Annotated in this window: 23 protein-coding genes and 1 tRNA gene; 23 read left to right on the top strand and 1 reads right to left on the bottom strand. The window is 42.5% G+C overall.

Going from position 1 to position 24,370, the window contains the following annotated elements; genetic code table 11:
• Positions 1-36: 36 nt before the first annotated feature.
• The 19 genes from HMPREF2832_RS00010 (at position 37) to purH (ending at position 19,095) form a co-directional block, all read left to right on the top strand.
• Positions 37-124, top strand: a tRNA-Ser gene (locus HMPREF2832_RS00010).
• A 62-nt stretch (positions 125-186) separates the two neighbouring features.
• Positions 187-1,005 (top strand): rod shape-determining protein MreC, encoded by an 819-nt coding sequence (gene mreC / locus HMPREF2832_RS00015; protein ID WP_070505185.1) that lies wholly within the window; start codon positions 187-189, stop codon positions 1,003-1,005.
• Between the two features lies 1 nt (position 1,006).
• A complete protein-coding gene (mreD, locus tag HMPREF2832_RS00020) occupies positions 1,007-1,507 on the top strand; it encodes a rod shape-determining protein MreD (protein ID WP_070505186.1) in 501 nt (166 codons plus the stop codon).
• A 93-nt stretch (positions 1,508-1,600) separates the two neighbouring features.
• On the top strand, positions 1,601-2,842 hold the full coding sequence (gene pcsB / locus HMPREF2832_RS00025) for a peptidoglycan hydrolase PcsB (protein WP_070505187.1): 1,242 nt from the start codon (positions 1,601-1,603) through the stop codon (positions 2,840-2,842).
• Positions 2,843-3,021: 179 nt separating this feature from the next.
• A complete protein-coding gene (locus HMPREF2832_RS00030; RefSeq protein WP_003002322.1) occupies positions 3,022-3,996 on the top strand; it encodes a ribose-phosphate diphosphokinase in 975 nt (324 codons plus the stop codon).
• A gap of 48 nt (positions 3,997-4,044) precedes the next feature.
• The gene (locus HMPREF2832_RS10370; RefSeq protein ID WP_164905866.1) at positions 4,045-4,185 is read left to right on the top strand and encodes a hypothetical protein; all 141 of its coding nucleotides are present in this window, start codon (positions 4,045-4,047) and stop codon (positions 4,183-4,185) included.
• Positions 4,186-4,464: 279 nt separating this feature from the next.
• On the top strand, positions 4,465-4,869 hold the full coding sequence (locus HMPREF2832_RS00035; RefSeq protein ID WP_070505188.1) for an LPKTxAVK-anchored surface protein: 405 nt from the start codon (positions 4,465-4,467) through the stop codon (positions 4,867-4,869).
• Positions 4,870-4,960: 91 nt separating this feature from the next.
• The gene (gene srtB / locus HMPREF2832_RS00040; RefSeq protein ID WP_070505189.1) at positions 4,961-5,818 is read left to right on the top strand and encodes a class B sortase, LPKTxAVK-specific; all 858 of its coding nucleotides are present in this window, start codon (positions 4,961-4,963) and stop codon (positions 5,816-5,818) included.
• Positions 5,819-5,973: 155 nt separating this feature from the next.
• Positions 5,974-7,155 (top strand): pyridoxal phosphate-dependent aminotransferase, encoded by a 1,182-nt coding sequence (locus HMPREF2832_RS00045; protein WP_070505190.1) that lies wholly within the window; start codon positions 5,974-5,976, stop codon positions 7,153-7,155.
• Complete coding sequence (gene recO, locus HMPREF2832_RS00050; protein WP_070505191.1) at positions 7,139-7,918, top strand: DNA repair protein RecO; 780 nt, start codon at positions 7,139-7,141, stop codon at positions 7,916-7,918. The genes HMPREF2832_RS00045 and recO overlap by 17 nt, the downstream gene beginning before the upstream one ends.
• Positions 7,915-8,910: a phosphate acyltransferase PlsX gene (gene plsX, locus HMPREF2832_RS00055; RefSeq protein WP_049498195.1), complete on the top strand. Its 996-nt coding sequence runs from the start codon at positions 7,915-7,917 to the stop codon at positions 8,908-8,910. The genes recO and plsX overlap by 4 nt, the downstream gene beginning before the upstream one ends.
• A gap of 3 nt (positions 8,911-8,913) precedes the next feature.
• Positions 8,914-9,162 (top strand): acyl carrier protein, encoded by a 249-nt coding sequence (locus HMPREF2832_RS00060; protein WP_049498196.1) that lies wholly within the window; start codon positions 8,914-8,916, stop codon positions 9,160-9,162.
• A gap of 150 nt (positions 9,163-9,312) precedes the next feature.
• Complete coding sequence (gene purC, locus HMPREF2832_RS00065; protein ID WP_049475212.1) at positions 9,313-10,020, top strand: phosphoribosylaminoimidazolesuccinocarboxamide synthase; 708 nt, start codon at positions 9,313-9,315, stop codon at positions 10,018-10,020.
• 55 nt (positions 10,021-10,075) lie between these two features.
• A complete protein-coding gene (locus tag HMPREF2832_RS00070; protein ID WP_070505192.1) occupies positions 10,076-13,801 on the top strand; it encodes a phosphoribosylformylglycinamidine synthase in 3,726 nt (1,241 codons plus the stop codon).
• Positions 13,802-13,813: 12 nt separating this feature from the next.
• The gene (gene purF, locus HMPREF2832_RS00075) at positions 13,814-15,253 is read left to right on the top strand and encodes an amidophosphoribosyltransferase (RefSeq protein WP_070505193.1); all 1,440 of its coding nucleotides are present in this window, start codon (positions 13,814-13,816) and stop codon (positions 15,251-15,253) included.
• A 29-nt stretch (positions 15,254-15,282) separates the two neighbouring features.
• Positions 15,283-16,305 carry a phosphoribosylformylglycinamidine cyclo-ligase gene (purM, locus tag HMPREF2832_RS00080; RefSeq protein ID WP_186823056.1) on the top strand — a complete coding sequence of 341 codons (1,023 nt, stop codon included), beginning with the start codon at positions 15,283-15,285 and terminating at the stop codon, positions 16,303-16,305.
• 184 nt (positions 16,306-16,489) lie between these two features.
• Complete coding sequence (purN, locus tag HMPREF2832_RS00085) at positions 16,490-17,038, top strand: phosphoribosylglycinamide formyltransferase (RefSeq protein WP_070505195.1); 549 nt, start codon at positions 16,490-16,492, stop codon at positions 17,036-17,038.
• Positions 17,039-17,123: 85 nt separating this feature from the next.
• Complete coding sequence (locus HMPREF2832_RS00090; protein ID WP_261674206.1) at positions 17,124-17,546, top strand: GNAT family N-acetyltransferase; 423 nt, start codon at positions 17,124-17,126, stop codon at positions 17,544-17,546.
• A 1-nt stretch (position 17,547) separates the two neighbouring features.
• Entirely contained in the window at positions 17,548-19,095 is a 1,548-nt protein-coding gene (purH, locus tag HMPREF2832_RS00095) for a bifunctional phosphoribosylaminoimidazolecarboxamide formyltransferase/IMP cyclohydrolase (protein ID WP_070505196.1), read from the top strand.
• A gap of 53 nt (positions 19,096-19,148) precedes the next feature.
• Here purH and HMPREF2832_RS00100 read toward each other — a convergent pair whose 3' ends face one another.
• Positions 19,149-20,168 (bottom strand): GBS Bsp-like repeat-containing protein, encoded by a 1,020-nt coding sequence (locus tag HMPREF2832_RS00100; protein WP_070505197.1) that lies wholly within the window; start codon positions 20,166-20,168, stop codon positions 19,149-19,151.
• Between the two features lie 181 nt (positions 20,169-20,349).
• Here HMPREF2832_RS00100 and purD point away from each other — a divergent pair, with 181 nt between their 5' ends.
• The 4 genes from purD (at position 20,350) to HMPREF2832_RS00120 (ending at position 24,367) form a co-directional block, all read left to right on the top strand.
• The gene (gene purD / locus HMPREF2832_RS00105) at positions 20,350-21,615 is read left to right on the top strand and encodes a phosphoribosylamine--glycine ligase (protein WP_070505198.1); all 1,266 of its coding nucleotides are present in this window, start codon (positions 20,350-20,352) and stop codon (positions 21,613-21,615) included.
• A gap of 234 nt (positions 21,616-21,849) precedes the next feature.
• Entirely contained in the window at positions 21,850-22,338 is a 489-nt protein-coding gene (gene purE, locus HMPREF2832_RS00110) for a 5-(carboxyamino)imidazole ribonucleotide mutase (protein WP_014633767.1), read from the top strand.
• Positions 22,325-23,416, top strand: a complete 1,092-nt coding sequence (gene purK, locus HMPREF2832_RS00115; protein ID WP_070505199.1) for a 5-(carboxyamino)imidazole ribonucleotide synthase — start codon at positions 22,325-22,327, stop codon at positions 23,414-23,416. The genes purE and purK overlap by 14 nt, the downstream gene beginning before the upstream one ends.
• Positions 23,417-24,367, top strand: a complete 951-nt coding sequence (locus tag HMPREF2832_RS00120; RefSeq protein WP_070505200.1) for a ketopantoate reductase family protein — start codon at positions 23,417-23,419, stop codon at positions 24,365-24,367. It begins immediately after the preceding gene.
• Positions 24,368-24,370: the final 3 nt, after the last annotated feature.

Below are 24,370 nucleotides of genomic sequence, written 5' to 3' on the forward strand. Positions count from 1 at the left end.
TGAGGTCGGTGGTTCGAGTCCACTCGTGCCCATTTTGGAGAATTACTCAAGAGGCTGAAGAGGACGGTTTGCTAAATCGTTAGGTCGGGTAACTGGCGCGGGGGTTCGAATCCCCCATTCTCCGTATAATTTCGAAGTTTGAGATAACGTCTCAAACTATTTTTTATATTTTTGAAGGTTTTTTCTATGTTCTTGAATCGTTTCTTAAAAGTTTTTAGTTTGGTGTTTGTTTTGACTGTTTCAGGAATTTTATTTCTATTCCCATCTGTTAGAAATGCTATTGTTTCAAAATCTTCTGATCTATTAGCTATTGTTGATAAGGCTGTATCGGTACCATTTGTTCTTGTTGAAACTAAGGCAAATGATTTTAAGAATTTATCTAAATTAAGTGATGAAAATCTTTCTTTGAAATCTCGTCTTTATCAAAATGATATTGATCAGTCAAAACTTAGTCGTTTGGAATCAGAAAATAAGGAATTGAAAGACTTGATGTCAATCAAAAATTCTTCATCTGGTTCTAAGCAATTTGTTAGTGAAATTATTGACCGTAATTATAGTTCTTGGGATCAGGAATTTGTTATTGATAAAGGTAGTTCCGATGGCATTTCTGATTCCATGTTTGTTCTATCATCAGGTGGCGTCATTGGTGTGGTAGAAAGTATAGAGAAAAATTCTAGCAAAGTGAAATTATTAGTCGAAGATACTATTTCTTCACAACACCTGACGTTTAAAATTGAGAGTCAAGGTCAATCTATTTTTGCTTTATTAAATGGTTATGACGAGAAGACAGGTGAGTTTCGGTTGTTGCAAATTGGAGATCCAGTTGAAATTAAAAAAGGATCACTGGTTTCAACAAGTGGCTTAGGGAAATACAAGAGTAGTGACTTACCTCTTGGTACTGTGACTTCTACTCAAAAGGCATCTGATCAGTTAGGGCAAGAAATTCGTGTAAAACCAAAGGCTAATTTAGATGTCAATCGTTATGTACTATTGATTGGAGAGTAGTGTGAAAGTCATACGTAAGTACCATTTTTTCCCTTTAATCTTATTCTTATCTTTATTTGTTGATGGGCAAATCTCTTTTCTTATTTCTCGTTTCAGTCCAAGCTCCTTTGAACCTACTTCATTTTTATTTCTATATGGTTTTATGTTATTGAGTCTCTATTTCTCTGAGATAGCTAGTATTTGGTGGGGAATCCTTTTTGGTTTTTGTTTTGATGTGTATTTTTTACACACTATAGGAATTGCTTTCCTTGTCTTTCCTTTATTACAGGTGATTTTTTATCGGTGTAATCAGATTATTTTGGTCAATCGATTGACTCGTTTTTTTACATTTTTATTAACGATTCTATTATTTCAGATTTTAACAAACCTTCTTTTGATTCTTTTTATCGGTATAAAATTTAACTGGATTACATTAATTATTTACCAAATGACGCCTAGTTTAATTTTGAATGTGCTTCTATTAATAGTATTACAGCCTTTACTTGAAAAGATTTATTTATAAACTCGAAATAAAAATGTAACAATAGCGTAATATAAATTTTCAAAAAATTTGTTATACTAGTTAGTGTCTTATTAGAAAGGGAAAATTTATCTAATGAAGAAAAAATTATTTGCCACAATCTTATTGAGTACAGTTGCTTTATCACAAGGTGCTGTCGTAGCTGGTGTATCAGCTGATTCAACAGATGATAAGATTGCTGCTCAGGATAACAAAATCAATAGTATTAATCAACAACAACAAAGTGCACAAGGTCAGGTAGATCAAATTCAAGGTCAAGTATCTGAAATTAAAAAACAACAAGAAAATCTTCAAGCTGAAAACGATCGTTTGAATGAAGAATCTGAACGATTGTCAGCTGAGATCGATGAGTTGTCAAAAAATATTGTTGCTCGTCAAGAATCACTTGCAAATCAAGCACGTAGCGCTCAAACAACTGGGACTGCAACAAGTTATATTAATGCGATTGTTAGCTCTGGATCTTTGACAGAAGCTATCTCACGTATTTCTGCTATGAATGAAATTGCAGATGCTAACAACAAAATGTTGCAAGAGCAAAAACGTGATAAAGAAGATATTGCACAAAAACAAAAAGAAAACAACGACGCTATCAATACTGTTATCGCAAACAAACAGCAATTAGAAGATGATGCGCAAGCTTTGTCAACAAAAGAAGCTGAGTTGAAAGTAGCACAATTAAACTTGGCTGCTGAAAAATCGACTGCTGAAAACGAAAAGAATGCTTTGTTGCAACAAAAAGCTGAAGCTGAAAAAGCAGCAGCAGCGGCGGCAGCAGCTGAAGCAGCTTACCGTGCAAAACAAAAAGAACAACAAGCAGCTGTAAAAGCTTCTGCGAATACAACTCTTCAAGCACAAGTTCAGGCAGCGGCTCAAACATCTGCTGCAACACCAGCGGCTGCACAAACTCAAGCAGCAGCTCAACCTGCTGTTCAAACTCAAGCAGTGGCTGCACCGGTAGCAACTACTTCTCGTCCAACTTATAGTACATCTGCATCATCTTATCCAGTTGGTGAATGTACATGGGGTGCGAAGACATTGGCTCCATGGGCTGGTGATTACTGGGGTAATGGTGGACAATGGGCAGCAAGTGCAGCAGCAGCAGGATTCCGTACAGGATCTCAACCACAAGTTGGTGCCATTGCATGTTGGAATGATGGTGGTTATGGACACGTAGCTGTAGTTACAGCCGTTCAATCTACAACAAGTATTCAAGTCTCTGAGTCTAATTATTTAGGTAATCGTAGTATTGGTAACTACCGTGGATGGTTTAATCCAGTTAATGCTCAAGGTACTGTTACTTATATCTATCCAAACTAAGAATAACATCGAAGTAGAACATTGGTTCTGCTTCTTTTTTTGAGAGAAAATAGGTAGTGATAGATTTTGTAATTTCCATAAATTAATATTTGAATATTTGATTAAAAAGCGATAAAATGATTACAGGAGAAATTTGTGCTGACTGTACAATATGGTTTTAGATTTTACTGGAGGAAATCATGTCATTTTCTGATTTAATGCTCTTTGCTTTGTCGTCAAATCAAGAATTGGCTCAACGTGTGTCTCGTGAAATGGGACTACCGCTTGGAAAGTCAACGGTTCGTCAATTTTCTGATGGAGAAATTCAGGTTAATATTGAAGAATCAATCCGTGGGAAAGATGTTTATATTTTGCAATCCACTAGCTCACCGGTTAACGATAATCTAATGGAAATTTTGATTATGGTAGATGCGTTGAAACGTGCTAGTGCGCAATCCATTAATGTGGTGATGCCATATTACGGCTATGCTCGTCAAGACCGGAAAGCTCGAGCTCGTGAACCAATCACTTCTAAGTTGGTAGCCAATATGCTTGAGGTTGCTGGAGTTGATCGTCTGTTGACAATTGATTTGCACGCCGCACAAATTCAAGGTTTCTTTGATATTCCTGTTGACCACTTGATGGGTGCGCCTTTGATCGCCGATTATTTTGAACGTCGCGGGATGATTGGGAAAGACTATGTTGTTGTCAGTCCAGACCATGGTGGTGTGACTCGTGCTCGGAAATTAGCTGAATTTTTGAAGACACCGATTGCGATTATTGATAAACGTCGAAGCGTCGATAAGATGAATACGAGTGAAGTGATGAATATCATTGGGAGTGTTGAAGGCAAGACTTGTATTTTGATTGATGATATGATTGATACAGCTGGTACAATCTGTCATGCCGCGGATGCCCTTGCAGAAGCAGGTGCTGTTGAAGTTTATGCGAGCTGTACTCACCCTGTTTTATCAGGCCCAGCGATGGACAACATCCAAAAATCAGCCATTAAGAAGTTGGTGGTATTGGATACGATTTATCTATCGGAGGATCGTTTGATTGATAAAATTGAGCAAATTTCGATTGCGAAACTTCTAGCTGAGGCTATTGTTCGCATTCATGAAAATCGTCCTCTTTCTCCTCTGTTTGAAATCGGAAATGCCAAAAAATGTTAACAATAAGGAGGCTGGAAACCAGCCTCTTTTGTATAGGAGGAAATACAAATGGAAATCAGAAAATGGTTGGAAAATCTAAAAAAAGAAAAGAAACGGAAAAAACTGGTTCAAGCAGCTAAAGAACTAGAAGCAAAGGCGGATCCTAGTTTGCCCAAGAAAACTCTGCCCAAAAATCGTGCGGTAAAATAGGAAATAATTGAAGTGGAAAAAAAGTTAGGATTAGTGAAATTAGAAAGTTCTATGTATATAATAGAGGAACGATTCAGTAAAAGTGTCCAAAAACCGAATAGTTCTAATAGATGAGTATAATATATCTCTAATTCGTAATTATAGGGATCAAATAGGAAGAAATCTTAAACTTTTTTTAAAAATTTGATGAAAAAGTCTTGACATAGGAAGAATATCCTAGTATACTTATCATAGTTACGAAGTAACGAATATTTTTAAAAATAAAAAGGAGATAAAACAATGAAAAAAGTTTTATTATCATCAGTAGCAGCACTTGCTGTATTTGCAGCAACACCAGTTTTTGCCAATAACACTGGTCAACACAACTCAGCAGACGACAATGCTACATCACTTAAAGGTGCAGACTTGTTCACAAACGATAAAGATGGTCTTACTCAATACGGTAAAGACGGTCTTAACAATGTTGATGCTGAATCAACTGAAGCTAAATTCAATGAAAATGGCGAAAAACTTGTACCTGTACCAGGTAAACCAGGTGAATTCGTAGTTGAAGGTTCAGCTAAAGACGTAGCTAAAGCAGATAAAGCAGATAAAAAAGATGACGCTAAAGCTCCAGCAGCAACTAAAGCTTCAGCAGCAGCTGCAGGTCAAAAAGCTCTTCCAAAAACAAGCGCAGTTAAATAATTTGATTATTAATTAGCTCATAAAAATATCACTGGGTCCTTGGGCTCAGTGATATTTTTTAGAGAAAATACCTAATAGGAGAATTTATTTTATGAAACGTTCTGCAAAAAAAACATCTTCTGGAGGGAAGATGTTTGGAATTTTATTTGCTCTTTTAGCGGTCATTGTGATCGTAGTTGGATTCCTTTTCTTTAATCCATTTGGTGGAAAGGCCTCTAATACGGCTAAGAAAACAAATGGTTCTTCAACCAGTGCTTCATCACAGACTGTAAAGTATGAACCTAGCCAAGAAGAAAAAGATTACCTAAAGAATCGTTTTGATCAATTGATTGCTGTTAACCCTGAAGCAATTGCTTATGTCTACGCACCTGGTACGGAATTGGATGAACCTGTTGTGCAAACAACAGATAATGAAACCTACTTGAATAAGACTTTTGATGGTGGGAATGTACCATATTTAGGGACTGTTTTCATGGATATGGATAATAAGAAAGATTTTAGCGATCGTTTGACTTGGTTGTTTGGTCATGCTCGTGGTAGTAAGGTCGGTGATCATCGTATGTTTAACGATGTTAACTTCTATGATAAACAGGATTACTTTGATCAACATCCATATGTTGTCATTGAAACACCAGAGCGTAAGTATTATTATGAAGCTATGTGCTTGGTCATTGTTCCTGAAACAACTGCTTTTTATCGTACTAGCTTTAAAGACGATAAAGACTTTACGACTCAGCTGAAGAAGGTATATGAAGATGGTCAAACTAAGAATCCAAATATTAAGATCAAAGCATCTGATAAATACTTAGTATTGTCAACTTGTCGGGAAGAGGATGAAACGATTCGTTCTAACCTCTACCTTCGTCAAATTCCTGATTCCGAAATGAAGGATTTTGTGGCGAAACATGCTGATCAATTGAACTATGTGGCAACACGTGGTCAACAATAATGACTTGAAAGACTTAGCATTGCTAAGTCTTTTTTGTATGGAAGGATTTTTGAAATGTCCTTTGCTGGTAAGCAAAAGGTGGGGATCTGGCTTGTTCTTTTGCGATGGGGTCCTATTTATAGTATAATGAATATAAGTGTTTTTGGAGGTGTTCTATGGATTTAACGAAACGTTTTAATAAAAATCTGAATCGGATTGAAGTATCTTTGATTCGTCAGTTTGACCAATCAATTTCTTCCATTCCTGCTGTCTTGCGTTTGACTTTAGGGGAACCGGATTTTACAACTCCTGAACATGTAAAAGAAGCAGGAAAGGCTGCCATTGATGCGAACTTTAGTCATTATACAGGAATGAGCGGCTTGCTGGCTTTGCGTGAGGCTGCGAGTCAGTTTGTGGCTGATAAATATGGTCTTCACTACCGTCCTGAGGAAGAGATATTGGTGACGATCGGTGCGACTGAAGCCCTGTCTGCAACCTTGACAGCAATCTTGGAACCTGGAGATGTAGTATTACTCCCAGCACCGGCCTACCCTGGTTATGAACCGATTGTGAATTTGGTTGGGGCGGAGATTATTGAAATTGATACGACAGCAGATCGTTTTGTCTTGACTCCTGAAAAGTTGGAAAAGGCCATTTTAGAGCAGGGTGAAAAATTGAAGGCTGTTATTCTCAATTATCCAGCTAATCCAACGGGTGTCACTTATTCGCGCGAACAGATGGCAGAATTAGCTGCTGTCTTAAAAAAATATGAAGTCTTTGTGATTTGTGATGAAGTCTATTCAGAGCTGACTTATACTGGAGAAGCGCATGTCTCTATGGCCTCCTTCATTCCTGAGCAGACCATTGTCATTAATGGCTTATCTAAGTCTCATGCCATGACAGGCTGGCGGCTTGGCTTTATCTTTGCGCCTGCTACATTGACGGCCCAACTCATCAAGAGCCATCAGTATTTGGTAACGGCTGCTGGAACCATGAATCAGTATGCTGCGATCGAAGCTTTGACGGAAGGTCGGGATGATGCGGAGCCAATGAAGAAGGAATATGTGAAGCGTCGGGATTATATCATCGAAAAGATGTCCGCGCTTGGGTTTGAGATTATTAAGCCAGATGGAGCCTTTTATATTTTTGCTAAAATCCCAGCTGGTTTTAATCAAGATTCCTTCGCTTTCTTGCAGGATTTTGCGCGTGAAAAAGCGGTTGCTTTTATTCCTGGTGCTGCTTTTGGTCAATATGGTGAAGGTTATGTGCGTTTGTCGTATGCAGCCAGCATGGAGGTTATCAAGGAAGCTATGAAACGCTTGAAGGAGTATATGGAAGAACATGCTGGAGTCAATTGAGACCCGGGGAATTGTCCTGTATAATCGGGAGTTTCGTGAGGATGACAAGCTGGTCAAAATCTTCACGGAGAAGTCAGGTAAGCGGATGTTTTTTGTGAAACATGTGGGAAAATCACGGTTGAATCCCATGTTGCAACCATTGGTAACGGCAGATATGTTGCTGAAAATCAATGATGATGGGTTGAGTTATATTGATGATTTTCAAGATGTGCAGGTTTATAAGAAAATCAACGCAGATCTTTTTGCCCTTTCTTATGCGACCTATGTTCTGGCGCTTGCAGATGCAAGTATTCAGGATAACCAAGTGGATCCGGCCTTGTTTGCTTTTTTGGAGAAGACCTTGTCTTTGATGGAAGAAGGACTGGATTATGAGGTTTTGACCAATATTTTTGAGATTCAGCTTCTATCTCGGTTTGGGGTTGTCTTGAATCTGCATGAATGCTGTTTCTGCCATCGGGTTGGTCTTCCTTTTGATTATTCCTTCCGGTATAGTGGGGTCCTTTGTCCGGATCATTATGATCGGGATGAGAGACGTGCCCACTGGCATCCAAATGTTCTCTATTTATTGGATCAGTTTCAAGCAGTGCGACTCAGTGAGTTAGAGACGATTTCCCTACAAGCGGAGATGAAAGCAGCTCTACGTCAGGCAATCGATCAGTTGTATGAGGAGTATGTAGGGATCCATTTAAAAGCTAAAAAGTTTATCGATTCCTTGAGTGATTGGGGAGCGATTATGAAAGATTCATCTGGAGGTGAAACATGAAAAAAATTGCAGTAGATGCAATGGGGGGCGATAATGCACCTCAAGCCTTGGTTGAAGGCGTGAATCAAGCCATTCGTGATTTTGATGATATTGAGATTGTCTTGTACGGCGATGAGGCAAAAATCAAAGACTATTTAACCGCAACAGAACGTGTATCGATTGTGCATACGGAAGAAAAAATCGATTCAGATGATGAGCCAACACGGGCTATTCGTCGGAAGAAACAGGCTTCGATGGTCTTAGCTGCCAAGGATGTGAAGGATGGTGAGGTCGATGCCATGCTATCTGCGGGGAATACAGGTGCCTTGTTGGCGGCAGGTTTCTTTATTGTTGGCCGCATCAAGGGCGTGGAACGTCCAGGTTTGATGTCGACACTTCCGACGGTTGATGGTCGTGGGTATGATATGCTGGACTTAGGGGCCAATGCGGAAAATACACCAGAGCACTTGCATCAGTATGCTGTGATGGGATCCTACTATGCTGAAAATGTTCGTGGGATTCAAAAACCTCGCGTGGGTTTATTGAACAATGGGACAGAAGCTAGTAAGGGGGATCCTTTGCGCAAGGAAACCTACCAATTGTTATCTGAGGATGAGTCGATTCATTTTGTTGGAAACGTGGAAGCGCGTGACTTGATGGATGGCATTGCTGATGTCGTTGTGGCGGATGGTTTCACGGGAAACGCTGTCTTGAAAACGATGGAAGGAACGGCTTTTGGGATCTTGAAGCAATTGAAACAAGCGATTGCCACTGGAAACTGGAAGGCGAAATTGGGAGCTTTTCTGCTCAAGGATCGTTTGAAATCATTGAAGCAAACCTTGGATTTCTCAGATGTTGGAGGAGCGGTCTTGTTTGGCCTTCAAGCACCTGTTGTTAAAACGCATGGTTCGAGTGATGCCAAAGCTGTCTATAGCACGATTCGTCAGATTCGGACCATGTTAGAGACAGATGTTGTTGGAAAATCAGTGAAGGAATTATCGAAGGAAGGGTAATGTATGAGTAAACAAAACGAAATTTTAGCTACAATTGAGGAATTTCTCAAAGACCGCAAGGGATCAGATTTTCAAGTATCTTTGGAATCTGACTTACGTAAGGATTTACAAGCAGATTCTGTTGAATTAATGGAATTTATTATCAATCTTGAGGATGAATACCAAATTGAGATTCCAGACAAGGCTATCGATGAATTTAACACAGTAGGGGATGTTGTCGGCTATATCGAAAAACGAACTGCTGCTCACTAATGAAAAAGGGATCGTTCAGAGATTATTCTGGAGGGTCTTTTTTTCTGTCCTTTTTATTCGGATTTTGCTTATATTGTACGGGATTTTATTGAAAATAGACTTTTTATGTGATAGAATGAAGGTGATAAAATACGAAAGGCGAACAAAGTCATGACCAATCAACTGATTTATACTGGAAAAGCTAAGGATATCTATACTACTGAGGACGAACATGTGATTAAGTCGGTCTATAAGGACCAAGCCACTATGCTGAATGGGGCTCGTAAAGAGACTATTAAAGGAAAAGGTGTGCTAAATAATCAGATTTCGTCTCTTATTTTTGAAAAATTGAATGCTGCGGGAGTAGCTACTCACTTTATCGAACGTATTTCTGACACAGAACAACTCAACAAGAAAGTAAAAATTATTCCTTTGGAAGTTGTTCTTCGTAACGTGACGGCGGGTTCTTTCTCTAAACGTTTTGGCGTGGAAGAAGGTTTGGACTTGAAAACTCCAATCGTTGAATTTTACTACAAAAACGATGAGTTGGATGACCCATTCATCAATGATGAGCATGTGAAGTTTTTGGATATTGCCAATGATGAACAAATTGCTTATATTAAGGAAGAAACGCGTCGTATCAATGAATTGCTGAAAGATTGGTTTGCACAAATTGGTCTTCGCTTGATTGACTTCAAATTGGAATTTGGTTTTGATAAGGATGGTAAGATCATCTTGGCAGATGAATTTTCTCCAGATAATTGCCGCCTTTGGGATGCGGAAGGGCACCATATGGACAAGGATGTTTTCCGTAGAGATTTGGGCAGTTTAACGGATGTATATCAGGTTGTGTTGGAGAAATTACAGGGCTTGAAGTAACCTTTTACTTGGTCTTCACTATGATCTTTAAGAAGAAATAGATAAAGGAAATAAAATGGATAAACGTATTTTCGTTGAGAAAAAAGCTGATTTTCGTGTAAAATCAGACTCTTTAGTAAAAGAATTACAACATAATCTTCAGTTGAAAACCTTGAATGATCTTCGTATTGTTCAGGTTTACGATGTCTTTAATTTGGCAGAAGACTTGTTTGCGCGTGCGGAAAAACATATCTTCTCTGAACAAGTGACCGATACTGTTTTGGACGAGGCTGCGGTTAAGGATGATCTTGAGAAGTATGCTTTCTTTGCGATTGAAAGTTTGCCTGGTCAATTTGACCAACGGGCGGCATCTTCACAAGAAGCTTTGCTGTTGCTTGGTAGTTCAAATGATGTAACGGTGAACACAGCAAAATTGTACTTGGTTAACAAGGATATTGATGCGAATGAGTTGGAAGCTGTCAAAAACTACCTTTTGAATCCAGTGGATTCTCGTTTCAAAGATATCACTGTTGGCATTGCGAAACAGGATTTCTCTGAGTCTGACAAGACCATTCCAAGCTTGGATTTCTTTGAAACTTATACGGCAGAAGATTTTGCACAGTATAAGGCTGAGCAAGGATTGGCAATGGAAGTGGATGACCTTCTCTTCATTCAAGATTACTTCAAATCCATTGGACGTGTACCAACTGAGACTGAGTTGAAGGTTTTGGATACTTACTGGTCTGACCACTGCCGTCATACAACTTTCGAGACTGAGTTGAAAAACATCGACTTCTCAGCTTCTAAATTTGAAAAACAATTGCAAGCGACTTATGACAAGTATATTGCCATGCGTGATGAGTTGGGACGTACAGAAAAACCTCAAACCTTGATGGATATGGCAACTATTTTTGGTCGTTATGAGCGTGCTAATGGTCGTTTGGATGACATGGAAGTGTCTGATGAAATCAATGCCTGCTCAGTTGAAATTGAAGTGGATGTCAATGGTGTCAAAGAATCATGGCTTCTCATGTTCAAGAACGAAACCCACAACCACCCAACTGAAATCGAACCATTTGGTGGAGCGGCTACTTGTATCGGTGGTGCCATTCGTGACCCATTGTCAGGTCGTTCCTACGTTTACCAAGCCATGCGTATCTCAGGTGCTGGTGATATCACAGCTCCGATTGCTGAAACACGTGCTGGCAAATTGCCACAACAAGTGATTTCTAAAACAGCGGCTCACGGTTATTCTTCATATGGTAACCAAATTGGTCTCGCAACAACTTATGTTCGTGAATACTTCCACCCAGGTTTCGTTGCTAAGCGTATGGAGCTAGGTGCAGTTGTCGGTGCGGCTCCTAAGGAAAATGTTGTCCGTGAAAAACCTGAAGCAGGTGATGTGATTATCTTGCTTGGTGGTAAGACTGGACGTGACGGTGTCGGTGGTGCGACAGGTTCTTCTAAAGTTCAAACGGTTGAATCTGTTGAAACAGCTGGTGCTGAAGTTCAAAAAGGGAATGCCATCGAAGAACGTAAGATTCAACGTCTTTTCCGTAATGGGGAAGTGACCCGTTTGATCAAGAAATCAAATGACTTTGGTGCTGGTGGTGTCTGTGTGGCTATCGGTGAATTGGCAGATGGTCTTGAAATTGATCTAGACAAAGTGCCATTGAAATACCAAGGTTTGAACGGTACAGAAATTGCTATCTCTGAATCTCAAGAACGGATGGCTGTCGTGGTTCGTCCAGAAGATGTAGATGCCTTCGTTGCTGCATGTAACAAAGAAAATATTGATGCTGTTGTCGTTGCGACAGTGACGGAGAAACCAAATCTTGTCATGCACTGGAATGGTGAAACAATCGTTGATTTGGAACGTCGTTTCCTTGATACAAACGGTGTACGTGTTGTCGTAGATGCTAAGGTGGTTGACAAGGATGTCAAGCTTCCAGAAGAACGTCAAACATCTGCCGAAACCCTTGAAGCAGATACTCTTGAAGTTTTGGCTGACCTGAACCATGCCAGTCAAAAAGGGTTACAAACCATCTTTGATAGCTCAGTTGGTCGTTCGACAGTTAATCACCCACTCGGTGGGCGCTATCAACTCACACCAACGGAAGCTTCTGTACAGAAATTGCCAGTCCAACATGGCGTGACAACAACTGCTTCTGTTATGGCGCAAGGATTCAACCCTTATGTGGCAGAATGGTCTCCATATCATGGTGCGGCTTATGCGGTCATTGAAGCAACAGCTCGTTTGGTTGCTGCTGGTGCAAACTGGTCTAAGGCTCGTTTCTCTTATCAAGAATACTTCGAGCGGATGGATAAACAAGCAGAGCGCTTTGGTCAACCAGTAGCTGCTCTCCTTGGATCCATCGAAGCTCAGATTCAACTTGGTTTGCCATCTATCGGTGGTAAAGACTCTATGTCTGGTACCTTTGAAGAATTGACAGTACCACCAACCTTGGTTGCTTTTGGGGTCACAATTGCGGATAGCCGTAAGGTTCTTTCTCCAGAATTTAAAGCTGCTGGTGAAAACATCTATTATATCCCAGGTCAAGCTTTGACACAACAAATTGACTTTGATCTCATTAAATCTAACTTTGCTCAATTTGAAGCTATCCAAACTAACCACAAAGTGACAGCGGCATCAGCTGTTAAATATGGTGGTGTGATTGAAGCTCTTGCTCTTGCAACATTTGGCAACCATATCGGTGCTAACATTGAATTAGATGACCTTGACACTAGCTTGACAGCCCAATTGGGTGGATTCGTCTTCACATCGCCTGAAGAAATTGCAGGTGTTGCCAAGATTGGACAAACAGCAGCTGACTTTACACTTACTGTCAATGGTGTAACGCTTGATGGACACAAACTTGACAGTGCCTTCCAAGGCAAATTGGAAGCAGTTTATCCAACAGAATTTGCACAAGCAACTGAGTTGGAAGAAGTACCGGCCGTAACAACAAATGCTGTGATTAAAGCTAAAGAAACAGTTGACACACCAGTAGTTTACATCCCGGTATTCCCAGGTACCAACTCAGAATATGACTCCGCTAAGGCCTTTGAAAAAGAAGGTGCAAAAGTCAACTTGGTACCATTTGTAACACTTAATGAAAAGGCGATTGTCAAGTCTGTTGACACCATGGTTGACAATATCGAAAAAGCGAATATTATCTTCTTTGCAGGTGGCTTCTCAGCAGCGGATGAACCAGATGGATCAGCTAAATTCATCGTGAACATTTTGCTCAATGAAAAAGTACGTGCAGCTATCGATCACTTCATCGAACGTGGTGGTTTGATCATTGGTATCTGTAATGGATTCCAAGCCCTTGTTAAATCAGGTCTTCTTCCATACGGTAACTTTGAAGATGCAAGTAGCACTAGTCCAACCCTCTTCTACAATGATGCCAACCAACACGTGGCTAAGATGGTTGAAACACGTATTGCCAACACGAACTCACCATGGCTTGCCGGAGTAGAAGTTGGTGACATCCATGCCATCCCAGTATCACACGGTGAAGGGAAATTTGTCGTGACAGCTGAGGAATTCGCAGAGCTTCGTGACAATGGTCAAATCTTTACCCAATATGTTGACTTCGAAGGGAAACCAAGCATGGATTCTAAATACAATCCAAATGGTTCTGTCCATGCGATCGAAGGTATCACAAGTAAGAACGGTCAAATTATTGGGAAGATGGGTCACTCAGAACGTTTCGAAGATGGTCTCTTTCAAAATATTCCAGGAAATAAAGACCAACATCTCTTTGCATCAGCGGTTAAATACTTTACTGGAAAATAAAAGGTATACAAAATGACATACGAAGTTAAATCTCTTAATGAAGAATGTGGTATTTTTGGGATCTGGGGACACCCAGATGCTGCAAAACTGACTTATTTTGGATTACACAGTCTTCAACACCGTGGTCAAGAAGGGGCGGGGATCCTTTCGAATGATGCGGGTCAATTAAAACGGTATCGTGACACGGGTCTTCTCTCAGAAGTGTTTCGGAATCCTACTAACTTGGATAAGTTGACGGGGACGGGAGCGATTGGCCATGTTCGCTATGCGACAGCTGGGGAAGCTTCGGTGGATAACATCCAGCCCTTCCTCTTTCGCTTTCATGATACCCAGTTTGGACTGGCCCACAACGGGAATTTGACCAATGCCAAGTCCCTCAAACGGGAGTTGGAAAATAACGGGGCGATCTTTAGCTCAACTTCTGATTCAGAAATCTTGGCCCACTTGATTCGTCGGAGCCACAACCCATCCTTCATGGGTAAGGTGAAAGAAGCCTTGAATACGGTGAAAGGTGGATTTGCTTACCTTCTCATGCTGGAAGATAAGCTGATTGCAGCCTTGGATCCAAATGGTTTCCGTCCTCTTTCAATTGGGAAAATGGCCAATGGCGCTATCGTGGTTTCATCTGAAACCTGTGCCTTTGAAGTGGTTGGAGCAGAGTGGATCCGCGATGTAAATCCAGGTGAAGTTGTGATTATTGATGATAACGGGATCACTTACGATAACTATACAACGGACACCCAATTGGCTGTTTGTTCGATGGAGTATATCTACTTTGCTCGTCCCGACTCCAATATCCAAGGAGTCAATGTCCATACAGCACGTAAACGTATGGGGGCTCAATTGGCACGTGAATTCAAACATGAAGCAGATATTGTGGTCGGTGTACCGAACTCTTCACTTAGTGCAGCCATGGGATTTGCGGAAGAATCCGGCCTACCAAATGAAATGGGCTTGATTAAAAACCAATACACCCAACGGACCTTTATTCAACCAACACAAGAACTACGGGAGCAAGGGGTTCGGATGAAGCTCTCTGCCGTATCCGGTGTCGTGAAAGGAAAACGGGTTGTCATGATTGATGATTCTATCGTACGTGGGACAACATCACGTCGGATTGTGAAGTTATTGAAAGAAGCAGGAGCTACAGAGGTCCACGTAGCAATCGGTAGCCCAGCCCTTGCCTACCCATGTTTCTACGGGATCGATATTCAAACACGTAAGGAATTGATTGCTGCCAATCACACAGTAGAGGAAACACGCGATATCATTGGTGCAGATAGCTTGACGTATTTGTCAATCGATGGCTTGATTGATTCTATTGGAATTGATACAGATGCCCCAAATGGCGGTCTTTGTGTGGCTTACTTTGATGGAAAATATCCAACGCCTTTGTATGACTACGAAGAATGCTATGTGGAAAGTTTGAAAGAACATACTTCTTTCTATTAAGAGCAGTGCAGAAGAAAAAAGAGGAAAAAATTATGTCTAAAAATGCTTATGCCCAATCGGGTGTGGACGTTGAAGCAGGTTATGAAGTTGTTGAACGTATCAAAAAACACGTAGCTCGTACGGAACGTGCAGGTGTCATGGGAGCTCTCGGTGGCTTCGGTGGTATGTTCGACCTTTCAAAAACAGGTGTCAAAGAGCCCGTTTTGATCTCAGGTACAGATGGTGTTGGTACCAAGTTGATGCTTGCCATCAAGTACGACAAACACGATACCATTGGTCAAGATTGTGTCGCTATGTGTGTTAACGATATCATCGCTGCAGGTGCGGAGCCCCTCTACTTCCTTGACTATATCGCAACTGGTAAAAATGAACCAGCTAAATTGGAACAGGTCGTTGCTGGTGTTGCAGAAGGCTGTGTGCAGGCTGGTGCAGCCCTTATTGGTGGCGAAACAGCTGAAATGCCTGGTATGTATGGTGAAGATGACTATGATTTGGCCGGGTTTGCTGTCGGTGTGGCTGAAAAATCTCAAATCATTGACGGTTCAAAAGTAGCTGAAGGCGATGTGATTCTTGGACTTGCTTCAAGCGGTATCCACTCAAATGGTTACTCACTCGTTCGTCGTGTCTTTGCTGATTACACAGGTGAAGAAGTTCTTCCAGAATTGGAAGGCAAAAAACTTAAAGACGTTCTTTTGGAACCAACTCGTATCTACGTCAAAGCAGCTTTGCCACTCATCAAAGAAGAATTGGTTAACGGTATTGCCCACATCACAGGTGGTGGTTTCATCGAAAATGTACCACGGATGTTCTCAGATGACTTGGCTGCTGAAATTGATGAAAGCAAAGTGCCAGTTCTTCCAATTTTCAAAGCCCTTGAAAAATATGGTCAAATCAAACATGAAGAAATGTTTGAAATCTTCAACATGGGGGTTGGTCTCATGCTTGCGGTGAAACCAGAAAATGTTGAACGTGTCAAAGAACTTCTTGACGAACCTGTTTATGAAATCGGTCGGATTGTGAAGAAAGATGGCGCAAGTGTGGTGATTAAATAATGGTGCTATCACCATTTTATACGGAGAAATTGTAGAAAGGAGTGTTTAGTTAGCAAGCCTAACTGAACACGGGACTCATTTTCTAGGAAAAAAGAGAAATCATTTTGTGGGCAAGCCCCCAGCAATGATTTCCTATTTTTCTACGAAACTGTTCGGCTAGCCGAAACGTCCCTTTGTATCGAATATGAAGATTGCTGTTTTTGCCTCTGGCAACGGCTCAAACTTTCAGGTGATTGCGGAACAATTTCCAGTAGAATTTGTTTTTTCAGATCATCGTGATGCCTATGTCTTAGAACGTGCCAAAAACCTTGGTGTGGTGAGCCATGCCTTTGAACTCAAGGAATTTGACAATAAAGCAGCTTATGAAGAAGCTATCGTCAAACTCTTGGATGAACACCAGATTGATTTGGTTTGTTTGGCGGGTTATATGAAAATCGTTGGCCCAACCTTGCTAGCAGCTTATGAAGGCCGTATCATCAATATTCACCCAGCTTATCTCCCTGAATTTCCAGGTGCTCATGGTATTGAGGATGCTTGGAATGCGGGTGTTGCTGAGAGCGGTGTGACCATTCACTGGGTGGATTCGGGCGTTGATACCGGTAAGGTCATCAAGCAAATCCGTGTACCGCGCCTAGCAGGGGATACCCTTAATACTTTCGAAACTCGCATCCACGAAACAGAGTATAAGCTCTATCCAGAAGTGTTGGAACGTTTGGGAGTGGAGAGAAGGTAAGAAGGAAATCGAGTTTTGATAGTGTAATCTTGGTAGGAGAAAAATGATTAATCTGAAATTGGTAGATGAGAGCAGTTTTTAGGCAGTGCTGGATTTGAAAATATCTGGAGCTGATGAACGAGCACGTTTTGTAGCTCCCAATGTGCGTTCTTTAGCTGACGCATGGCTCTACCGAGAGAATGGGGATGTGTTTCCAATGGCAATCCATTGGAATGAGCTAGTAGTTGGTTTTCTACTGTTGGAAATAGATAAGGATGAGGCAGAATACTTTATCTGGCGGATAATGATTGGCCAGCAGTACCAAGGAAAAGGTTATGGACGAAAAGCCTTGGAAGCTCTGATCAAAGAGGCTCAGATGGATAGAGCTTGCAATCATATTATCGCAGATTATGTAGTTGGAAATGAAAAAATGAAGTACCTGCTGACTAGTTTGGGTTTTCAGGAAACAGGATTTATAGAAGAAAATAACGAAGTCGCTATGCGCTTGGATCTAAAGAAAGAGGAATAGAATGACTAAACGCGCACTAATTAGTGTTTCAGACAAAGCGGGCATTGTTGAATTTGCTCAAGAACTAAAAAAACTCGGTTGGGACATCATCTCGACAGGTGGAACTAAAGTTGCCCTTGACAATGCTGGGGTGGATACCATTGCTATCGACGATGTGACTGGTTTCCCAGAAATGATGGACGGTCGTGTGAAGACCCTTCACCCAAATATTCACGGTGGTCTTCTTGCTCGACGTGATCTCGATAGCCACCTGGAGGCTGCTAAGGACAACAAGATTGAGTTGATCGACCTTGTGGTGGTCAACCTTTATCCATTCAAGGAAACGATTCTTAAACCAGATGTAACTTACGCGGACGCAGTTGAAAATATCGATATCGGTGGGCCATCCATGCTTCGTTCAGCAGCGAAAAACCACGCTAGCGTAACAGTTGTGGTAGATCCAACTGACTATGCTGTGGTTTTGGACGAATTTGCAGCCAACGGCGAAACAAGTTACGAAACTCGCCAACGTTTGGCAGCGAAAGTCTTCCGCCACACAGCAGCCTATGATGCGTTGATTGCTGAATACTTCACAGCTCAAGTGGGTGAAGAAAAACCTGAAAAACTCACTTTGACTTATGATCTTAAGCAACCAATGCGTTACGGGGAAAACCCTCAACAAGATGCAGACTTCTACCAAAAGGCCTTGCCAACGGATTACTCCATTGCATCAGCGAAACAGCTGAACGGTAAAGAATTGTCCTTCAACAATATCCGTGACGCTGATGCCGCTATTCGGATCATCCGTGATTTCAAAGATCGTCCAACCGTTGTGGCTCTTAAACACATGAACCCATGTGGGATTGGTCAAGCTGACGATATCGAAACTGCTTGGGATTATGCTTATGAATCTGATCCAGTATCGATTTTCGGTGGAATAGTAGTCCTCAACCGTGAAGTTGACGCTGCGACAGCTAAAAAGATGCACGGTGTTTTCCTTGAAATCATCATTGCACCAAGCTACACAGACGAAGCGCTTGAAATCTTGACTACCAAGAAGAAAAACTTGCGTATCCTTGCCTTGCCATTTGACGCTCAAGATGCTAGCGAAGTGGAAGCAGAATACACAGGTGTTGTTGGTGGTCTCCTGGTTCAAAACCAAGACGTGGTGAAAGAAAGCCCAGCTGACTGGCAAGTGGTGACGAAACGCCAACCAACTGAGACAGAAGCGACAGCTCTTGAGTTTGCTTGGAAGGCTATCAAGTACGTCAAATCAAACGGGATCATCGTGACCAACGACCACATGACACTTGGTGTTGGCCCAGGTCAAACCAACCGTGTGGCTTCCGTCCGCATCGCTATTGACCAAGCTAAAGACCGTCTGGATGGCGCTGTTCTTGCTTCCGATGCCTTCTTCCCATTTGCGGATAACGTGGAAGAAATTGCCAAAGCAGGTATCAAGGCTATCATCCAACCAGGTGGCTCTGTCCGTGACCAAGAGTCCATCGAAGCGGCTGATAAATACGGCTTGACCATGATCTTCACAGGAGTGAGACATTTTAGACATTAATCAAAAAAGGCACGCATCAATGGATGGTGCCTTTTTTGTTGGTTAAGAAGACCTTAATCTGGGTAGATGTAGGTGACGGTTCCCCAAACGGGGTTGGTTGGATCGAACCAACCACGGAAGTTGTCGATATAGCGATGGCCGTTGTAGTTAGACTCTTGGATCTGAATTTTTTGTTCATGTTCGACATCCGTAACCAAGGCGACGTGCCCATATCCCCCATTGTCCCAACATGCGATGGCACCGACCTCTGGAGTGTCTCCTGTCCGGAATCCCGCAGCGCGTGCACTGGCTGCCCACATGCCACCGTTTCCCCACCAGTTGTGGGCCCAAGGGGCTAATTCTTTGGCTCCCCAGGTGCACTCACCAATGGGGTAGGTGTTTCCCGGGTGTGTTGCGAGTGGAGTGAGCTTTTGCTTTGCCTTTTCCACTTGAAAGGTAGTGGGGAATAGCCCTTTTAGTTGTCCCTGGCTTTTCTGGTAGACGTGGAGATGAAATAGCCCGCTTCCCTTGTGTTTTTGAGCCTGAAAGCGCAGTTGGAAATGTCCAGGTGCTACCTTCTTTGCGGGATACCAGACCAGATCATCCTGCCCATTTTCTTCAGACCAGATGGGGAAGACAATTTCGTCAACGTCTTCGAATAACTTCAGGTCTACCTCGAATTCTTGTGAGGAGATGGGTGTAATCGTGATTTTTGGCTGGGAAGAAGCCAGGTCTTTTTGCTGGACGCTGGTCGTGAGAGGGTAAAGACCGGTTATCTGTTCATTTGCCTCCACCCCATAGACATGGACATGATAAAGTCCAGCTTGATCAGAATGATTGGTCAATGGCACTTGTAGGTCAAATCCCTTGTCACTGCGTTCCACAGGATACCAAATCAAGTCATCTTGGCCATTTTGGTCAGACCAGACGGGAACTTGGATCTTTTGATACTTATCCGGGACGTTTCCAAGATGAATCACCAGCTGCCCTTTTTCGGCATAGATAGCATTGGTCGCTTGATTTGCATGGGCAATAGAGGCTTGCATCCCCCATGTCGCACAAGTCAGTACAACAAATTTTTTGATTGTTTGCATAATACTCCTTTTCGTCAATTAGTAGGTCTCACCTATACTATTCGGAAAAAAATGAGAAATAGGAGAAAATAGCAAAAATGTTTGGATTCTACTGGAAATAGGAGACTTTTGCTGAAATCATTAGAATAAAACGAACGATTATGATATAATTTAATAAAATAATTCGCAAAAGAGGTTCGATATGAAACTTTTGGTTGTTGGATCTGGCGGTCGTGAGCATGCGATTGCTAAGAAATTGTTGGAGTCTACAAACGTTGAGCAGGTTTTTGTGGCTCCTGGTAATGACGGGATGCGATTAGATGGTCTGGATTTGATCAATATCGGAATTTCCGAACATTCTAAGCTGATTGACTTCGCAAAAGCGAATGATGTTGCTTGGACCTTTATCGGTCCAGATGATGCCCTTGCAGCTGGTATCGTGGATGATTTCAATGCAGCTGGTCTCAAGGCTTTTGGCCCAACCAAGGCTGCGGCTGAGCTGGAGTGGTCTAAGGATTTTGCTAAGGAAATCATGGTCAAATACGACGTTCCGACAGCAGCCTATGGCACATTTTCAGATTTCGAAGAAGCCAAGGCCTACATCGAAGAAAAAGGAGCTCCAATCGTCGTCAAGGCAGACGGCTTGGCCCTAGGGAAAGGTGTCGTCGTTGCGGAGACAGTTGAGCAAGCAGTTGAAGCCGCTCACGAGATGCTTTTAGACAATAAATTCGGTGATTCAGGTGCGCGTGTGGTCATCGAGGAATTTCTTGACGGGGAAGAGTTTTCTCTCTTTGCCTTTGTCAATGGAGATAAGTTCTACATCATGCCAACAGCGCAGGACCACAAACGTGCCTATGATGGCGACAAGGGTCCCAACACTGGTGGGATGGGTGCCTATGCGCCGGTTCCTCACTTGCCACAGAGCGTGGTTGACACAGCGGTTGACACCATTGTCAAGCCGGTTCTTGAAGGTATGATTAAAGAAGGCCGTCCCTACCTTGGTGTCCTTTACGCGGGGCTCATCTTGACAGCTGACGGCCCGAAAGTCATCGAGTTTAACGCTCGTTTTGGAGATCCTGAAACACAAATCATCTTGCCTCGTTTGACATCTGACTTTGCACAAAACATCACTGATATTTTGGAAGGCAAAGAGCCAGCCATCACTTGGACGGACAAGGGTGTGACACTGGGCGTGGTTGTAGCATCAAACGGTTACCCACTCGCTTATGAGAAGGGTGTCAAACTTCCAGCCAAGACAGATGGGGACATCATCACTTACTATGCTGGTGCCAAATTCGCTGAAAATAGCCAAGACCTCCTCTCAAACGGCGGACGTGTCTACATGCTGGTCACAACCGCAGACACCGTCAAAGATGGTCAAAATATCATCTATAACCAACTCAACAAACAAAACACAGAAGGCCTCTTCTACCGAAACGATATTGGTAGTAAGGCGATAAAAGATTAACAGATACTAACTTTGTCATGGCGAGCGAAAGCGAGTCAAGCTAAGATAATGGTCGCTTAATTTGCGAGCGTTAGCGAGCTAGTTTAGGATAATCGTCGCAGTAGTGGAACTCCTAGTAGCTTTGCTACTAGGAGCGGAAAACTGGAGACTCAGGCTCCAGTTTTAGTAATGGAACGCCACAGGCGGTCGCTTACGTCCGCACTACAATAGACGATTATCAAAAAAGGAGAATAAATGAAACCAGTAATTTCCATTATCATGGGCTCAAAATCCGACTGGGCAACCATGCAAAAAGCCGCTGAAGTCCTCGACAACTTCGGTGTCGCTTACGAAAAGAAAGTTGTTTCCGCCCACCGTACACCGGACCTCATGTTCAAACATGCCGAAGAAGCACGTAGCCGTGGCATTAAGGTCATCATCGCTGGTGCGGGTGGCGCAGCTCACTTGCCAGGGATGGTTGCTGCCAAAACAACCCTTCCAGTCATCGGTGTACCAGTCAAATCGCGTGCCCTTAGCGGTGTGGATTCACTCTATTCTATCGTTCAGATGCCAGGTGGTGTACCTGTCGCAACTATGGCTATCGGTGAAGCTGGTGCGACTAACGCTGCCCTCTTTGCCCTTCGTCTCCTCTCAGTAGAAGACAAGGCCATTGCGGATGCGCTTGCTAACTTTGCTGAAGAACAAGGAAAAATCGCAGAGGAGTCTACAAATGAGCTCAACTAAAACCATTGGAATCATCGGTGGTGGTCAACTCGGTCAGATGATGGCGATCTCAGCTATCTACATGGGCCACAAGGTTATCACCTTGGACCCAGCAGCTGATTGTCCAGCTTCCCGTGTGGCGGAAATCATTGTGGCTCCTTACGACGACGTGGATGCACTTCGTCAGTTGGCAGATCGCTGTGATGTTCTCACTTATGAATTTGAAAATGTCGATGCTGACGGTTTGGATGCTGTTATCAAAGATGGTCAGCTTCCTCAAGGGACAGACCTGCTTCGCATTTCACAAAATCGTATTTTTGAGAAGGATTTCCTCTCAAATAAGGCTAAAGTAACAGTTGCCCCTTACAAGGTCGTGACATCTAGCCTTGATTTGGAAGATATTGACCTTTCTAAAAAATACGTTCTCAAGACAGCGACAGGCGGTTACGATGGCCACGGTCAAAAAGTCATCACATCAGCTGACGATTTGGAAGAGGCAAATGCCCTCGCTAATTCAGCAGACTGTGTCTTGGAAGAATTCGTCAACTTTGATCTGGAGATTTCTGTCATCGTGTCTGGAAATGGCAAGGACGTGACAGTCTTCCCCATTCAGGAAAATATCCACCGCAACAACATTCTTTCAAAAACCATTGTGCCCGCTCGCATTTCAGAAAGTCTAGCTGAAAAAGCCAAAGCCATGGCAGTACGAATCGCAGAACAACTCAACTTGTCTGGAACGCTTTGCGTAGAAATGTTTGCGACAGCAGATGACATCATTGTCAACGAAATTGCGCCACGTCCCCACAATTCAGGGCATTATTCGATTGAAGCCTGCGACTTCTCCCAGTTTGACACGCACATCTTGGGTGTTCTCGGAGCACCACTCCCAGCAATCCACCTCCATGCGCCTGCTGTCATGCTCAATGTACTTGGCCAACACGTCGAGGCTGCTGAAACATATGTGACAGAAAATCCAAGCGCCCACCTCCACTTATATGGTAAACTAGAAGCAAAGCATAACCGCAAAATGGGACATGTGACCTTGTTTAGTGATGAACCAGATAATGTGGTTGAGTTTGGGAAAGGAATTGATTTTTAGATGAAAATAGCGATTCTAGGACTTGGAGTCATCGGGACCACTTATGCCTACGCTTTTCAAAAAGCAGGCCATCAAGTAGAGCACGTACTGAGAGATAGTAAGAAAAGCACTGCTCAGAAGGAGTTGTCAGTTGATCTGCTAGATGGTCGCTATCATTCCAAAGGTGAAAACAAGCATGATACCTATGAGGTTCATGTGGCGGAAGCTGATTCGGAATACGATTTTATTTTTCTAAGTGTTCGTCATGGGTTTGTCAAAGAAGCTGTGGAGACCTTGCGAAAAAATAATATCAAAGGTACCCTTGTTTTCTTCTGCAATTTCTGGGATACTCGAAAAGAGGTCCAAGAGTGGGCAGGGGATTACGACCATATTCTGGCATTTCCGACAGCGGGCGGTCACATGCAGGAGGACCATTTGGATGGTGTTTTGTTTGACCATTTAATGCTGGAAGGTGAGCAAAAAGCACAGATTTCTAACTATGCTGATCTGACGGCTTTACTGACTTCTGCAGATTTGAAGTGGGAAGTGCCTCATGATATGGTCGAGTGGATTTGGATTCACATGGCGATTAACGCAGGTGTTACTTCGACAGCTGCGCGTTCGGGAAATCTGGAAAATCCAGAAGAATTGGCTTTAAACTTGATGAATAGTTCTTCGGAATTATCATTGGCCATCAAGGCCATTCGAGAAGCTTTGAAAGTTGTAGAAGCGCGTGGCGTGAATTTGAAGCTTTATAAGGCAGAACTCTTACCCTACAAAATTCCAGCTTGGATAGCCGGCAAAGCCATGAAAGTCATGTTTGCAAAAAATGAGCTAACCCGAAAAATCATGACCTTGCACAATGACAAACAGGACATCTTCTATTGTTGTCAAAGTGTTTATCAGACTGGTCAGAAGTTAGGTGTCAAGATGCCTATTCTGGAAGCAAATATGAAGGGCATTTCGATTTAGGAG

This window comes from Streptococcus sp. HMSC073D05, assembly GCF_001812015.1.
Classification (GTDB): domain Bacteria; phylum Bacillota; class Bacilli; order Lactobacillales; family Streptococcaceae; genus Streptococcus; species Streptococcus parasanguinis_D.